The sequence below is a fragment of the Bacillus sp. ISL-7 genome (genome assembly GCF_018613065.1).
On record NZ_JAGGQW010000058.1, the window covers coordinates 1 to 14,342 of the forward strand.

13 protein-coding genes and 1 pseudogene are annotated in these 14,342 nt (G+C 39.0%); 7 read left to right on the forward strand and 7 right to left on the reverse strand.

Annotation, left to right across the window (positions count from 1 at the left end):
* Positions 1 to 16 precede the first annotated feature (16 nt).
* Positions 17 to 427 (reverse strand): annotated as a pseudogene (locus J7E66_RS23930) (HTH domain-containing protein); the annotation flags it as partial.
* 154 nt (positions 428 to 581) lie between these two features.
* Positions 582 to 2,699: a peptidase G2 autoproteolytic cleavage domain-containing protein gene (locus tag J7E66_RS23935; protein ID WP_215004462.1), complete on the reverse strand. Its 2,118-nt coding sequence runs from the start codon at positions 2,697 to 2,699 to the stop codon at positions 582 to 584.
* 300 nt (positions 2,700 to 2,999) lie between these two features.
* Here J7E66_RS23935 and J7E66_RS23940 point away from each other — a divergent pair, with 300 nt between their 5' ends.
* Positions 3,000 to 3,455 (forward strand): N-acetyltransferase, encoded by a 456-nt coding sequence (locus tag J7E66_RS23940; RefSeq protein ID WP_215004464.1) that lies wholly within the window; start codon positions 3,000 to 3,002, stop codon positions 3,453 to 3,455.
* 244 nt (positions 3,456 to 3,699) lie between these two features.
* Positions 3,700 to 3,927: a DUF2187 family protein gene (locus J7E66_RS23945; protein WP_215004466.1), complete on the forward strand. Its 228-nt coding sequence runs from the start codon at positions 3,700 to 3,702 to the stop codon at positions 3,925 to 3,927.
* Positions 3,928 to 4,515: 588 nt separating this feature from the next.
* On the opposite strand, the gene J7E66_RS23950 is transcribed toward J7E66_RS23945, so the two are convergent.
* Positions 4,516 to 4,686 (reverse strand): hypothetical protein, encoded by a 171-nt coding sequence (locus J7E66_RS23950; RefSeq protein WP_168241004.1) that lies wholly within the window; start codon positions 4,684 to 4,686, stop codon positions 4,516 to 4,518.
* The gene (locus J7E66_RS32665) at positions 4,641 to 4,862 is read right to left on the reverse strand and encodes a hypothetical protein (protein WP_308162573.1); all 222 of its coding nucleotides are present in this window, start codon (positions 4,860 to 4,862) and stop codon (positions 4,641 to 4,643) included. Before J7E66_RS32665 ends, J7E66_RS23950 begins: the two co-directional genes overlap by 46 nt.
* A 164-nt stretch (positions 4,863 to 5,026) precedes the next feature.
* Here J7E66_RS32665 and J7E66_RS23955 point away from each other — a divergent pair, with 164 nt between their 5' ends.
* Positions 5,027 to 6,469, forward strand: coding sequence for an alkaline phosphatase PhoX (locus tag J7E66_RS23955; protein ID WP_215004468.1), 1,443 nt, complete (start codon positions 5,027 to 5,029; stop codon positions 6,467 to 6,469).
* A gap of 145 nt (positions 6,470 to 6,614) precedes the next feature.
* On the opposite strand, the gene tatC is transcribed toward J7E66_RS23955, so the two are convergent.
* The 3 genes from tatC to J7E66_RS32670 all read right to left on the reverse strand — a co-directional run bounded on the left by tatC (position 6,615) and on the right by J7E66_RS32670 (position 8,846).
* The gene (gene tatC / locus J7E66_RS23960; RefSeq protein ID WP_215004470.1) at positions 6,615 to 7,337 is read right to left on the reverse strand and encodes a twin-arginine translocase subunit TatC; all 723 of its coding nucleotides are present in this window, start codon (positions 7,335 to 7,337) and stop codon (positions 6,615 to 6,617) included.
* Between the two features lie 63 nt (positions 7,338 to 7,400).
* Entirely contained in the window at positions 7,401 to 7,598 is a 198-nt protein-coding gene (gene tatA / locus J7E66_RS23965) for a twin-arginine translocase TatA/TatE family subunit (protein WP_215004472.1), read from the reverse strand.
* A 531-nt stretch (positions 7,599 to 8,129) separates the two neighbouring features.
* Positions 8,130 to 8,846 (reverse strand): helix-turn-helix domain-containing protein, encoded by a 717-nt coding sequence (locus J7E66_RS32670; RefSeq protein WP_308162574.1) that lies wholly within the window; start codon positions 8,844 to 8,846, stop codon positions 8,130 to 8,132.
* A 596-nt stretch (positions 8,847 to 9,442) separates the two neighbouring features.
* On the opposite strand from J7E66_RS32670, the gene J7E66_RS23975 reads away from it, so the two are divergent.
* The 4 genes from J7E66_RS23975 (at position 9,443) to J7E66_RS23990 (ending at position 14,160) form a co-directional block, all read left to right on the forward strand.
* Positions 9,443 to 10,792, forward strand: a complete 1,350-nt coding sequence (locus tag J7E66_RS23975) for a glycoside-pentoside-hexuronide (GPH):cation symporter (RefSeq protein WP_215004474.1) — start codon at positions 9,443 to 9,445, stop codon at positions 10,790 to 10,792.
* Positions 10,793 to 10,867: 75 nt separating this feature from the next.
* The gene (locus J7E66_RS23980) at positions 10,868 to 11,830 is read left to right on the forward strand and encodes a formylglycine-generating enzyme family protein (protein WP_215004476.1); all 963 of its coding nucleotides are present in this window, start codon (positions 10,868 to 10,870) and stop codon (positions 11,828 to 11,830) included.
* A 37-nt stretch (positions 11,831 to 11,867) separates the two neighbouring features.
* Positions 11,868 to 13,382: a sulfatase family protein gene (locus J7E66_RS23985; protein ID WP_215004478.1), complete on the forward strand. Its 1,515-nt coding sequence runs from the start codon at positions 11,868 to 11,870 to the stop codon at positions 13,380 to 13,382.
* Positions 13,383 to 13,770: 388 nt separating this feature from the next.
* The gene (locus tag J7E66_RS23990; protein WP_215004480.1) at positions 13,771 to 14,160 is read left to right on the forward strand and encodes a YidH family protein; all 390 of its coding nucleotides are present in this window, start codon (positions 13,771 to 13,773) and stop codon (positions 14,158 to 14,160) included.
* Positions 14,161 to 14,342: the final 182 nt, after the last annotated feature.

The following is a 14,342-nucleotide window of genomic DNA, read 5'->3' on the forward strand; positions in this document are numbered from 1 at the left end:
GTTACTTTTACTCGTTTCTCTCCAGCCCCCTTTCCATCATTTCTAACTTTTTTAGTAATTCATTTTCAGCCCTCAACAATTGAATTTGAGCTTCTAATTTTGCATTCTTTTCTTCTAAACTAAGCTCTCTTTTAATCGGTCTCCCAGAATGATCTTTACGTGTATCTCGAAGTCCCAATACTCCCGATTCATTATAAGCTACACGCCATCTATAAGCTGCTTTTTGTACCCTAACGATACCAATGATATCAACATCAAAACCATTCTCCTCAAAAATCTGCCGTGGTAATTTTCCATTCACACTTTCAGATATAAAAATCCTTTTAAATTCATCAGTGTAGGTAATTCCTTTTGTACTTACAGATTTGACATAAGGATTATTAGAAAGGATCTTTATTTCTTTATCAGTGAAGAGTTTTTTTGACATAGGATTATTCTCCGATTCTTACAATTTTTATTCATTATACATAAAAGTACCCGATAGGGCAGACCTTTTTTAAGTGTCTACTCTATCGGGTACAGTTTAATCTTCAGTTCGCCTTTTACTCATATTATCGTTTTTCTTAGTTATATTCGACTTATTACTTAGCCAAAATCAAGATTTGATTTGGTCCTGTACGTTTTAATACAAAGTATCCTTTCTCTGCTTTTGTTGCAATTCCATCATCATTCGACCAGCAATATCCATGAGTTTCACAAGTCCCATCATCTCGAACCAGTACTTGACCGATTAATCCGACAGCTACCCATTCCGGACGATTTACACGAGATATATACTCTTCATAAGGATTCCATTCTGGATTAAGCATAGGCTGCATTATTTTTCTTTCTGGAGTAATTACATTTCCTTCTCCGTCTTTTTGAGTTGGAATGGTGACTTCATGATATTTTCTCCGTCCCCATTCATCAGTCAGGTATTTACCTTGCCACCGTAAGCCACCACTATTTCCAAGGAGACTTGGTGTTGCACTTGTTATTCCCAAAATAAATGAATCCTTTGAAGTGGCTTTTCGAATCTTGTCCTCTTTCGATACAGTAACAAAATAGCCAGCATCAATCGAGTTTCCATCGGCTGTTTCAAACATCTCTGCATAATCACCCGCAGGAGTTAAATAAGCTCCGTCAACGAACATATTACCGTTATTCAGAAGTTTTCCAACTAGGCCTGTAACATCATACGGTACTGCTCCGAAAGCTACATTCCACGAATAAGTTGGGTCACCATCTACGTCGTTAACAGCGCCATTTTTGCCCATAATATGGGCTCCTTCGAAACCATTTGTTGAGGTAAGGAGACCTTCAGTATGAGATAACTCCCCACTGGCCACTGTACCTGATCCTTCGGCATGTGAAGAATTGCCACTTGCGCTTGTACTTGTTCCTTCGGCGTGTGAAGAATTACCACTTGCGGTTGTACCGTTACCTTCGGCGTGTGAAGAATCGCCACTTGCCGTTGTACCTGATCCTTCGGCATGGGCCCCATTTGCATTTATACCTGTACTTGTTCCTATACCCTCAGCATGCGAAGAATCCCCACTTGCGGTTGTGAAGCTACCTTCTGCATGTGAATTAGATCCACTTGCCGTTGTACTATTTCCTTCGGCATGGGCATTAATACCGGTGACCGTCGTTTGAGTATTCATTCCTTCGGTATGTGAATTAACTCCGTTTGCTGTTGTATTGTTCCCCTCCGCATGAGAAGAATCCCCATTGGCAGTTGTAAACGAACCTTCGCTATGAGAAAATCCTCCATTGGCTAGCGAGACGCCTTCCGCATGAGATGTCGGTCCCAAAGCTCTTGACTGGCCTTCGGCATGGGAAGAAAATCCACTTGCCGTAGTCTGAAATCCTTCGGCATGGGAGGCATCCCCGCTGGCAATTGTTCTAATTCCTTCTGCATGAGAGACTATTCCGCTTGCTGTAGTAGAAGACCCTTCCGCATGAGCACTATCACCTTGTGCTAAAGTTGTGTTACCTTCTGCATGGGAGGCAAATCCGCTTGCTGTAGTAGAAGACCCTTCCGCATGAGCACTATCACCTTGTGCTAAAGTTGTGTTACCTTCTGCATGGGAGGCAAATCCACTTGCTGTAGTCTGAAATCCTTCAGCATGGGAGTTATCTGCTTGAGCGAGAGTGGTGTTACCTTCTGCATGGGAGGCTTGTCCACTTGCGGTTGTACTTTGCCCTTCTGCGTGAGAAGCAAACCCACTGGCAGTTGTTCCAACGCCTTCCGCATGAGAAGCTCTTCCACTTGCTGTATTCCCTTCTCCTTCGGCATGGGAGGCAACTCCACTTGCTGTAGTTTGGATTCCTTCAGCATGGGCAGCTAGATTATTTGCTAATGTGAACCGTCCCTCACTGTGAGCCTCCTGACCACTAGCAATTGTATGGTTTCCCTCTGCGTGAGCATGTGCTCCACCGGCCGTCGTGGCATATCCTTCTGCGTGGGAAGCTACTCCATTGGCTGTGGTAGAGGTCCCTTCGGCGTGTGCCGTATCAACGGTGGTGTTGGTAAGATAACCTTCTGTGTGGGAAGCATTCCCCCCCGCTGTTGTTGAGCTTCCTTCGGCATGGGAGGCTGTCCCATTGGTGATTGTATTTACCCCTTCCGCATGAGAAGCTGTCCCGTTGGCGATCGTATTTATCCCTTCCGCTTCTGAACAAACTCCAATTGGATTTTGATTACATTCATTGGCCAAATTTTATTTCTCTCCTTTTATATAAAATAATTAAAAATTCGTTAAGAGTCTGAAAGAGTTTTAGATTCTCTCTCTTGTCTTTAAATTATGTTTTACCCACACAATTGGCTTGGACAAATGGACCTCGATTCCTAGAATCTTACTCCATCGCAAAATGTTACTACGAGCCACGAAGTTATTGAAGTCACAAGAAGGTTGGTGGAAGCAGGGGATAAAAAAATTTTTTGTCCCTGATAACCATTGAATAAAAATACGTATTATTGTATATTTATAAATAATTATTGCAAAAGGAGATACAAAATGGATATTTATCATGCAGTGACAAGTGATGTTAAAGATATTTATGATTTAGTCCAAATTTATGCTAAAAAAGGAATCGTATTGCCTCGTACGTATTTATCACTCTATCAACATTTACAATGTTTGTATGTTATGAAAGAGGATAATAATATACTAGGGGTTGCAGGATTACATGTTTTAGGACAGGACCTGGCAGAGATACGATCTTTGGTTGTTTCTCCCGATTATGCTGGAAAAGGTATTGGTCGCAAATTAGTAAATCGTATTATAAGTGATGCGCCGAAACTTGGAATTAGCCGTGTAATGTCTTTCACATACGAAACAGAGTTTTTCAAAAAATGTGGTTTTAAGATCGTAGCAAAGGAGACTTTGCCTGAAAAAGTGTGGGTGGATTGTATGAATTGTCCTAAGTTGGATTGCTGTGATGAAGTCGCAATGATAAAGTATGTTGGGTAAGGTGTCAGATAGGTTGCATACAGTGATATTAAACTTGGCAGTTTACAAGAGAAATAGGAATGGCGCCATTATGTGGTGCCTATTTTCTTCGTTGTTTAGCAAAATGATAAATTCCTAGATTTGTAATTGTACAATGCGACGTGCGAGAAAAGACCCAAGTAAATAATTGGCACTGAGTTCATAAGGAAATCATATAAGAAAGAAAAAGTAATAGGCTAACTGTTCTTTTCTGAGGAGGGGAAAAATGATATTCAAGGCAAAAGAAATAGCAGAAATGGGAGATCATATTCTTTTTAAGAATGGAATTAAAGGGATCGTTGAGAAAGTCAATGAAAATTCCGTCATTGTGAATATAATCGAAAATATGACGGAAGGGGAGTTTGAAGGAAATAGAACCGTTGTGGCACATAAAAATTACAAGGTTTTGGTTGTGCATGATGTGAAAGCAAACGTCATATATACCCGATTTTAAATGAACTGATTCTTTTTTTGGACAATAATTCACCAGAGAAGATAATGGGAGGATTTTGCCCATTAAAATTAACAGTAAATTTATAACTATAAGAAAATTTTTCTGAAAATTCAATTTAAATTTGAAATTGTAAGCGTTTTCTATTATAATTAATAATGGGTTGGATGGCATGCGTGGCCGTCAGCGTATCTGGCGTAGGTGGGGCCGATACTAGGGACAGATGTAGATTGTCCTTGTAGTAAAATACTTAACATCATTCGTTATATTATATGGAAAATCAAGGATGAAGGAGAATTATAAGAAAAACCCATATAAATGTACTGGATCGATTAAATCGCGATCCAGTTTTTTATTTGAAATACGATCAATACTTCGTATATTTAGAAACGACTTTTACGACACCGTTCATTCTCTAAAATTTTAAGATATGAAATGAGAAACGCTTGAAATGATTTACCTCTAATTGTGGATCATATTTGTTATGATTGCACTCGTCCATATAACAGCCCTTCTCAGCTTAAGCGTATGTACTCCACATTTATGCTGGAAGGGCCAAATATTTTAACTAGAGGAAACATTGAAAACTGTTCATCGTGTCATTCGTTGTATTTCATTCATTTTTTCGTTTTGTTCCATTTGATTTAATTTACTCCTTGTGTATCTATTGGAGAAAAATAACACTAGGATGAAAAAAATCAAGCATCCACCCATAATCAACAAGAAATATTGCAACCCTGAAACGAGAACTGAAAACTCCATTCAAATCCCCCTCGTATAATGACTTGTCTTTTATATATTTCTATGAATATGAAAAAATACCTGCCATTAAAGCACAATAATGTAAAGGTATTTAAGTATTTATAAAGTTTACTTTTTGTAATCTGTGTTAGATCTTGAATATCGGGAAATTTTAATGGCCTTCCTTGTTTGGCCATTAAATCTAGATATTTAAGTCAATTCATTTAGCCTCTTCGGAGTATTTTTACATTTCTTTGATCTTATTTACCTAATCCTTACAAAATTTCCATTAATGCTTAATGAATGCTAGTTAAACTATAAATAGATAGAAAAAGCATTTATGAGGAGGAATATATACATTATGGAAAATCAAGTATCTAAAGATGGCATGAATCGACGAGATTTCTTAAAAGCGGGAGGAATGAGCACACTTGCAATTACGCTTGGATCAACCGGAGTGTTAACACTTGGTTCAAAAGCATTTGCGGATACTGCCAATAATCCAACCAGCGGTTTTGGCGGGTACGGTCCTTTGGTTCAGGATCCGAATGGAATTCTAGATCTTCCAAAGGGATTTCATTATAAGATTATTTCCGAAGAGGGCGGTCAGCTGACAAACGGCGGAAAAATCCCTGGAGCCTTTGATGGAATGGCAGCTTTTGAAGGACCTAACAATACAACCATTCTTGTTCGTAATCATGAATTGAGTCCAGGTGCAGCAAATCCGGTGATTGGAACCAAGCCTTATGATGCCGCAGCTGCAGGGGGGACAACTGCACTAGTTATTAGCCCAAATCGAAACGTCATCAAAGAATATGTAACCTCTTCAGGTACCATTCGAAATTGTGCAGGAGGAGCGACACCTTGGGGGACGTGGCTGACTTGTGAAGAAACACGTACGTCGACACACGGATATGTCTTCGAAGTGGACCCGCAGCAGCCTGAGAATGAAATGTCCAGAACCCCAATTAAGGAAATGGGACGCTTTTCTCACGAAGCCTGTGCGATTGATCCGGCGACAGGATATGTTTACTTGACTGAGGATGCATCTCCAAGTTATTTCTATCGTTTTATCCCAAATGATACCACCCAACAGCCGGGTGCCCTGCAAAAAGGCGGCAAGCTTTATGCGGCGGCGATTGAAGAGGTAGCTGGCCCATCAGCAAGCACATTTAAAACAGGACAAACCTTTAAGATTGTCTGGAAGGAACTAGATCCCCATTTTTGCCGCGAGGATGCCAAGGCACAAGGCTGTATTGAATTCAAAAAATTGGAGGGAGCGTTCTTCCAAGCGGGTGTGTTTTGGTTCGATGACAGCTCTGCCGGCGAAAAAAATCTTGGACGCATTTACCGCTACATTCCAGGCACCAATACCTTGGAGCTTTTCTATGAGGCAACAGATGCAAAAGACATGGAATCTCCGGATAACATTGCTATGACTCCATGGGGCGACCTTTGGTTCGTGGAAGATGGAGCAGGTGACGATCGACTTATGGGAATTACACCTGAAGGCAAAATCTATCCTTTTGCTCACAATCGTCTCAATGGATCTGAAATGACAGGGCCTACCTTCTCGCCTGACGGAAACACGCTGTTTGTTAATATTCAAAGCCCAGGCAAAACCTTTGCGATCTGGGGTCCATTTGCCCGCAGTAACTCTGCCCGTGCAAGGGAAATGTCTTACGCTGCTCCTTCGAAAAATTTTGCACCACAGGTTTCTAGCAAGGTTGCCCAGTTTGCCGAGAGTCAAGGAATGTCGATTCTAGAAGCCGCAGCATTTGAGCGCCACGGACTGAAGATTTAACCATTATATGAATCTATAAAAAGATGTAAACCGGCCCTGTGTCTGGTTTACATCTTTTCTTTTTGACTTATGTAGTTGGATGGCTTGTTGATGGACCATTTCATAAAAAAAAGTCTTAGCACATGGACTAAGACTTCTTTATCATTTACGCAGCTAGATTCATTTGTAGTTTTCTCCTATACACGACCTTTGATATTAGAACGCTGCATTCATATAGGAAAATCAGGGGGATAATTACCAATATGTCTGATAGAAAATCCGGCGGGGTGATGAAGATTGCGATTAAAATAAGTATAAAATAGGCGTATTTTCGAATCTTTTGCAATCTATATGGGTTCAGCACTCCGACACTTGTTAGGAACATGATAATCACTGGAAGTTCAAATAAAAATCCAAATGGAAGCGTCATATGAATTAAAAACATAAAGTACTTTTCTGTTGTAAAAAAGGTCATAAACATTTCCTCTGACATCGAGAGGAGGAATTGAAATACCGTTGGAAAAATGACAAAATAACCAAAGCAAATTCCGATTATAAATAGAAGGAATAGTGCTGGAATATAAGCCAGCGTTGCTTTACGTTCCGTTTCTTTCAATGCGGGACGGACAAACAGCCAAGTTTGATAGGCGGCCATTGGGATGGTTCCTGCAATGGCCACGACACTTGATAGGATCATATAGACCCATAAAATGTCGCTCGGTCCTAATATGGCCAGCTTCACTTCTAAGTCCTTCACTAGCCAGTGATAAATGTCCTGTACATAGATAAAGGATACAATGAAGAACAGGATAAATGTTCCTAATACGAAAATGAGACGTTTACGTAATTCTTCAAAATGACCAATTAGGGCCATATCATGGTTTTTCATCGGGACCTCCTTATGAAAAAGAAGATGCAAGCCTCCTTACATCTTCCTAAAAAATGATTTGTATTAAATGGCTTTTTCCTCCTTTTTGGGCTGTGCATTTGCCGGCTCTTCATCGGAAACTAAATCTCTTGTTGATTTTTTGAACTCCTTTAATGTGGAGCCAACCGCGCGGCCTAATTCCGGTAATTTTGAAGGGCCGAAAATGATTAAGGCGATTACAAGAATAAGAATCAAACCAGGAATCCCAATATTTTGTAGCATTAAAATTTCCTCCTCTTATATGGCTGTATACCTAAGAAAAAAGTATGTAGTGGATTTTCATCTCCATCTATAATTATAGGTTACTACCATCACTAAGTTAATTAAGTGAGTGTTAAGAATTGTAAATAAACGATTAATTCTATTAATCGTCTGTAAATATGTTCGAAGGCTGACAACAGGGCGTGTTTAAAAGCTAATTTATATGGTTTCGCAAATAAAACTAACTTTTGTAGATAGGGAGCATGAGGGGAGAAATTATTCGTGCCCGTGACTACAGAAAAGAGGAGATAGCGGTAACGAATAGAAGCTAATCGTGCCTGTGACCAAGGAATCGAGGAGACATACCTGTAAATTTCTCTCGCGCTGTTTCGAAAATAGCGCCTGGATTAACCTCAAAATGGATATATACCTTATGCTCAATCCATTTTTAGAGAGGTTTTAAAAATAAATCCGATTCGGAATCATCTTTACAGTGGAAAACCCCTTTTCGATTTTTCATATTTATAAGGCTATTTGCTTCCAATCTTTTTTTTAAGGTTGATGCTCCAGCTGATGGCCAACCCTTATATACTCCTTTGGGGAAAATGATGTTAATTTCTTAAACATACGAGAAAAATAAGATGTATCGTAATATCCTAGGTACTCGGAAATCGCCACAACTGTCATATCCGTATTGACTAAGAGATTACAAGCTTCCAATATTCGTAATTGATGTATGTATTTAATTGGAGAATGACCAACTACTTCTTTGAAAACGGAAATGGTGTATCCAGGCGACCGGTGAATTAATTTTGCAAGCTGCTCAATTTCGATCGATTTTCGATAGTTTTCCAACAAGAACCGCTCGATAATTTGTGCGTATTTTACTTTTATCGGCGCGATGGAAGGAACTTCCAATTCCTGTGCGAACAGTCCGATTAATTCCTGTAATATGCCAAGGCATATAAAATCACGGTGTTTTTTCTTTCCTCTTATATCAAAATATAATCGTTCAAATCGATTCTTTACATATTCAAAACTTCTCGTCTTTAGGTGGAAAAAGTTTTGATCAATCGGAAAAGGGTTAGTGGGAATCTCATTTTCATTTAAAGTAAAGATAGCCGTATATTTTTGATGTGGACCAGATTCATGATTTTTACCGGCACGAACAGTAGTTGAAGGGATGTATAAAATATCACCTTTTTCAGCAGTTATTTGTTTTCCGGATATCGTATATTGTACACGGCCTTGTACAACTAAAATTAACACATTATAAGGAATGTTTTCTGTTTGTGTATGCCAATCGGGAATGAAATTGTCAAAAAAAGCGCTAAGAATGGAAAGTATAATGGTTCCCTCCTATCAGAACTAAGATAGGAATAATATACACTATTTACTTGTTATAAATAATGATTAAATTAATAATTTTGAAAAATTGTACATGAAATCGGAGAAATGTACATGGAGTTACTAATTAAGGGTCCTTATAATAATGACCAAGGGGAGGCAAGTAAGCGGTAACAATTAAGCGTTTTCATTTTAGAGAGGTTGATAAAAAGAGTAACGAAGGGGTGGGAAAATACTAGCTTAAAAGATCTTGGCTGAATATGCGATATGGTCATTGATTAATTTTATACAACCAAGATTTACTTAGGAAATACGGTTAAGTGCTTACTAATTAAAGCACAACTTAGTAAGATAACCAGCAATAATATTAAACTCTATAACTACAAAACTTGATTCATTTAAATTTTACTAGATTTGAGATTTCCACGAAAACCCCCACTAAAGGAAAATAATAGAATTAGTCGATCAATTATATGGATGTACTCGGGAGGCAAAATCAAATACCAGGGGAGGATATTATGAACAATAAACAAGTTCCATTGAAAGAAAGAATCAGTTATGGTTTCGGTGATACGGCGTCTAACCTTGTTTTCACAATGGTTACAACATATCTCATGTTTTTCTATACAGATGTATTTGGTTTAGACGTAGCAGCGGTCGGCACCTTATTTCTAATCGCAAGGATAGTCGACGCTTTCGATGGTCCAATTATTGGCGTTTTAGTTGATCAAACAAGTACTAAATGGGGGAAATCAAGACCTTATTTCCTTTGGTTAGCCATCCCGTTTGGGGTTATTGCAGTGTTGACGTTCATGACTCCAGATTTAAGTCCCTCAGGTAAGGTGATTTATGCCTATGTAACGTATATCTTATTGGGAATTACCTACGCGGCTATTAATGTACCTTTATCGTCATTATTGCCAAGTCTAACAAGTAATTCACAAGAAAGAACTGTAGTAAATGCGTTTAGAATGGTCGGGGGCCAAGCTGGTGCATTAATTGTAAATGCTGCTGTATTACCTTTGGTTGGGTTTTTAGGACATGGAAACAAGCAACATGGTTTTCTCTTTACAATGATTCTGTTTTCTTCTGTTGCAGTTGTTTTGTTCTTTATTACGTTCGCGAATACAAGAGAACGTGTCCAGGTAAATGGAAATAAACCGATTCCTTTTAAACAAGGAGTTAAGGCATTAAAAGGAAATCTTCCTTGGTGGATCCTATTGTTTGTAAACGTTATCCTTTTTATTTCTATTATTACTGCAGCCCAATCTACCATTTACTTTTTTACCTATAATCTTAAACGAGTAGATTTGATTCCATTGCTAAATGGATTATCAGTTTTAACAATTGCCGGGATCATCGCAGTCCCATTTTTTGCAAAACAATTAGGGAAACGAAATACGTTGCTTTTAGGATTTAGTATTGCCATCATTGGTCAAATAGTGGTTTATTTTGGCTCAGAAGCATTAACAATCCCTTTGATTGTTATAGGAAGAGTGTTAAGTATCTTAGGACTAGGATTAGTGGCTGGATTAAAATTTGCTATGATTGCCGATACGGTAGATTATGGGGAATGGAAATCGGGTGTAAGAGCACAAGGACTATTGATGGCTGCCTCCACCTTTGGTGTAAAATTTGGAATGGGACTCGGAGGAGCAATTGCAGCATGGATCATGTCACTAGGTGGGTATGTAGCAAACCAACAACAAAGCTCGTCTGCATTATTTGCCATTGAATTCAACTTTGTGTGGATTCCACTAATTTGTTACATTATCGGAATTGTTGCAGTCCTGTTCTACCGATTAGAGAAAGAAGAAGCAAAAATGATTCAAGATTTAGAAGAAAAACATAGTAAAGTGGCTGTTTAATTAATTCAATTCACAAAAACATGAAATGGTTTTTAAAAATCATTTGCATTAAATAGCAGGAAAAAGGTGAAACAAATGTCATATGAAAAGAAGCCCTCATGTTGTTGTGCAAGCAGACCAAAAACGTTCGACAAAGTGGTTACACAACAACAAGATGGGGTGGTAAAGCGTAATCGGTCTGTGACAGAAGGGATGACATACCTTTCTGGTGGGGATTTCTTAATGGGAACGAATAGTAATGAAGGATTTCCTAAAGACGGAGAAGGTCCTGCTCGAAACGTAACGGTCCATCCATTTTATATCGATCCATGTACGGTTACGAATTCCGATTTTCTGGAATTCGTAACCGATACAGGATACAGGACGGAAGCTGAACTATACGGATGGTCGTTCGTATTTTCCGGTTTTGTTTCAGAACAAGTGGCGGAGACGGTGACAGATGTTGTACAAAATGCCCCATGGTGGTGGGCTGTTAAAGGCGCTTATTGGAAGGAACCGGAAGGACCTAATTCAACGATTCTCAGTCGAATGGATCATCCAGTTCTCCATGTGTCCTGGAATGATGCGCTTGCCTACTGCCAGTGGTCGGGGAAACGATTACCCACGGAAGCGGAATGGGAGTATGCAGCTCGCGGGGGGCTCATACAAAAGAGATATCCTTGGGGAGATCGCTTGAATCCTGGTGGTAAACACATGTGCAATATTTGGCAAGGGACTTTTCCAGAAAAGAACACAGGGAAGGATGGATACCTGGGTACTGCTCCCGCAAAATCTTTTCCTGCCAATGGGTATGGGTTATACAATGTATCTGGGAATGTATGGGAATGGTGCTCAGATTGGTTTAGTCCGACGTCTTATCTTGATGGAACAAGTGAGAATCCGAGGGGACCATCCAGCGGTAAAGCAAGAGTTACTCGTGGTGGCTCTTATCTTTGCCATCAATCGTACTGCAATCGTTACCGAGTTGCTGCCCGTAGCTCCAATACTCCAGATAGTTCAACAGGAAATATTGGATTTCGCTGTGCGGCTGACGCATAAATACAAACATGATATATAAAGAGAGGATGTTTTAAGTATGAGAATGCTCATTTTAGATTTAGATTCATTACGACCAGATCATTTAGGGTGTTACGGATATAACCGGAATACCTCTCCTAACATTGACAAAATCGCGGATGAGGGTGTTCGATTTACGAATTACTATACTTCAGATGCTCCATGCTTTCCATCCCGTACGGCATTAATGACCGGGCGCTTCGGTATTCATACGGGAGCTGTCGGACATGGGGGAACCGCAGCTTATGTGCGGCAAGAAGGAGCTAGTCGATCGTTCTCTGATCTTCATACGTTCGAAAGTTTACCCTCTTTCTTCCGTTCAGCAGGATTAAAAACAACACTCGTAAGCCCTTTCCCAGAAAGACACTCCGCTTGGACTTTTTATGCCGGATTCAATGAAGTGCATAACACAGGAAAATTCGGTATGGAATCGGCGGAAGAAGTGACACCGAAAGTCTTAAACTGGGTGAAGGATAACGCCGAAGAAGATAACTGGATGTTATATGTGAATTATTGGGATCCGCATACACCTTACCGAGCACCTGAGAGCTTTGGTAATCCGTTTGAAAACGAACCATTGCCAGATTGGATTACACAGGAAGTCTTTGAAAAGCACAAGCAAAAAGTCGGTCCTCATAGCGCTCATGATTTGAATATGTATGATAATTTATCATCTTCAAAATATCCACGTTATCCAGGCGAGATTTCGGACATGAACGGTTTACGTGAGGTAATTGATGGATATGATTGCGGTGTACGCCACATGGATAATAATATCGGTCAAATTTTCAAGGCTCTTGAGGAACAAGGAGTCATGGATGATCTGATCATTCTTATTACAGCGGACCATGGAGAAAACTTAGGAGAACTTGGTATATATGGTGAGCATGGAACTGCCGATAATGCAACATGCCGAATTCCCATGATAATCCGCTGGCCTGGTATGAAACAGGGACATGTAGATCACGGATTACATTACCACCTTGATTTATTGCCAACTTTGGCTGAATTATTTGGAAAAGATCCAAAACCAAGTTGGGATGGTACAAGCTATGCCTCGGTATTAACAAGAGGTCAAGAGAGCGGAAGAGACAATTTAGTCATTTCTCAATGTGCCCATGTGTGCCAACGAAGCGTTCGTTTTGATAATTGGCTATACATTCGAACATACCATGATGGATTTCATTTATTTGATGAGGAAATGTTATTTGATCTTCAAAATGATCCATATGAACAATATAACTTGGCAAAAGTAGAGCCAGGTGTTTGCAAGGATGCTGTCTATTATCTCAATCAATGGCATGATAAGATGATGAAATCGATGCCGTTTGATGTTGATCCTTTATGGACCGTCATCAAAGAGGGTGGACCATATCATGCTCAATCCAAGGATTTAAAGAAGTATGTAAAACATTTAGAAGAAACAGGACGTGGTTGGGCTATTCCTGAACTAAAGGAGAGGCACCCGGAAGCATTTGAAGAACCGAAAGAAGAGAATATTTATAAAAGAGCTGCAGAGTATTTCAAAATTTAATCCTCTTTAGCTGATCCAAATCTTGCTCCGCTTGTCCAGCAATTTCTTAAAAAATCAATCAAGATAACCCTCTATTGAATGTATCTGAGGGGGAAGAGAGCTATGAAATGATGGTAGCAATGATGAAGTTTATGCCGTTACGTGCATTAATTGCATTTAATCATCCAGCTATCCTGCTAAATGTAATGAGGATATGCTAAATGAAATCTTGGAAACGTTTAATACCAAAAACAACTCATTAGTTGGTAATTGCTAGGTAACTAGATACGGCTACTAGTATGGATTTACAGTTTATGTAGAACTATGCTAGTTGCTGTATTATATTAAACTATTCCTTTCGGCAGTAAAATTTATTTATTTTGACTTATAAAAAGGGGATCAGCTATTTATGGAAGTTTTACGAAAAATAAAAGAGCAATCCGAAGACAGTGTGAAATATGCACAGCAACATTTAGCAAATGAAAGAACTTACCTAGCATGGATTAGAACAGCCGTCTCTATTACTGGGGTTGGCTTTTTGACTACTTCGTTGCATTTTACCATTAAAATAAGCGCGAATCATTTAATTAATATTTTGGCTATTTTTCTGGGTATATTTGCATGTATTGTTGGGATTATAACTGGTGTGATGTCAACCATTCAATATTCAAGGAAAAGAAAAGAAATTCAAGAAGGTATTTTTATTCCTTCTAGTCACTCTATTACATTTGTATCTATCCTCTTTTCTTTCTTAATTTTTATTATTTTTATGTATCTTTCTTTCTTACTATTTATGTAGTCTTTTATTTATCAGTTTATTCCTCGGACCATTATGTTTTTAACACAAAAACACAGCATCAGCAGTGTTAGTTTAAGTCGAGGATTTTAAATAGAAAAATGCCCTGGTGAGTATAATGAACTATAACCCGAATATTGGACACTAATTAAAAAGTGCCCCTTATTCGGGTTTTTCTATGTCCT

Bases quoted from the DNA above. Each gene is read 5' to 3' on its own strand.
- J7E66_RS23940 (WP_215004464.1), top strand. From the start codon at position 3,000: ATGGATATTTATCATGCAGTGACAAGTGATGTTAAAGATATTTATGAT.
- J7E66_RS23945 (WP_215004466.1), top strand. From the start codon at position 3,700: ATGATATTCAAGGCAAAAGAAATAGCAGAAATGGGAGATCATATTCTT.
- J7E66_RS23950 (WP_168241004.1), bottom strand. From the start codon at position 4,686: ATGGAGTTTTCAGTTCTCGTTTCAGGGTTGCAATATTTCTTGTTGATT.
- J7E66_RS32665 (WP_308162573.1), bottom strand. From the start codon at position 4,862: ATGGCCAAACAAGGAAGGCCATTAAAATTTCCCGATATTCAAGATCTA.
- J7E66_RS23955 (WP_215004468.1), top strand. From the start codon at position 5,027: ATGGAAAATCAAGTATCTAAAGATGGCATGAATCGACGAGATTTCTTA.
- tatC (WP_215004470.1), bottom strand. From the start codon at position 7,337: ATGAAAAACCATGATATGGCCCTAATTGGTCATTTTGAAGAATTACGT.
- tatA (WP_215004472.1), bottom strand. From the start codon at position 7,598: ATGCTACAAAATATTGGGATTCCTGGTTTGATTCTTATTCTTGTAATC.
- J7E66_RS23975 (WP_215004474.1), top strand. From the start codon at position 9,443: ATGAACAATAAACAAGTTCCATTGAAAGAAAGAATCAGTTATGGTTTC.
- J7E66_RS23980 (WP_215004476.1), top strand. From the start codon at position 10,868: ATGTCATATGAAAAGAAGCCCTCATGTTGTTGTGCAAGCAGACCAAAA.
- J7E66_RS23985 (WP_215004478.1), top strand. From the start codon at position 11,868: ATGAGAATGCTCATTTTAGATTTAGATTCATTACGACCAGATCATTTA.
- J7E66_RS23990 (WP_215004480.1), top strand. From the start codon at position 13,771: ATGGAAGTTTTACGAAAAATAAAAGAGCAATCCGAAGACAGTGTGAAA.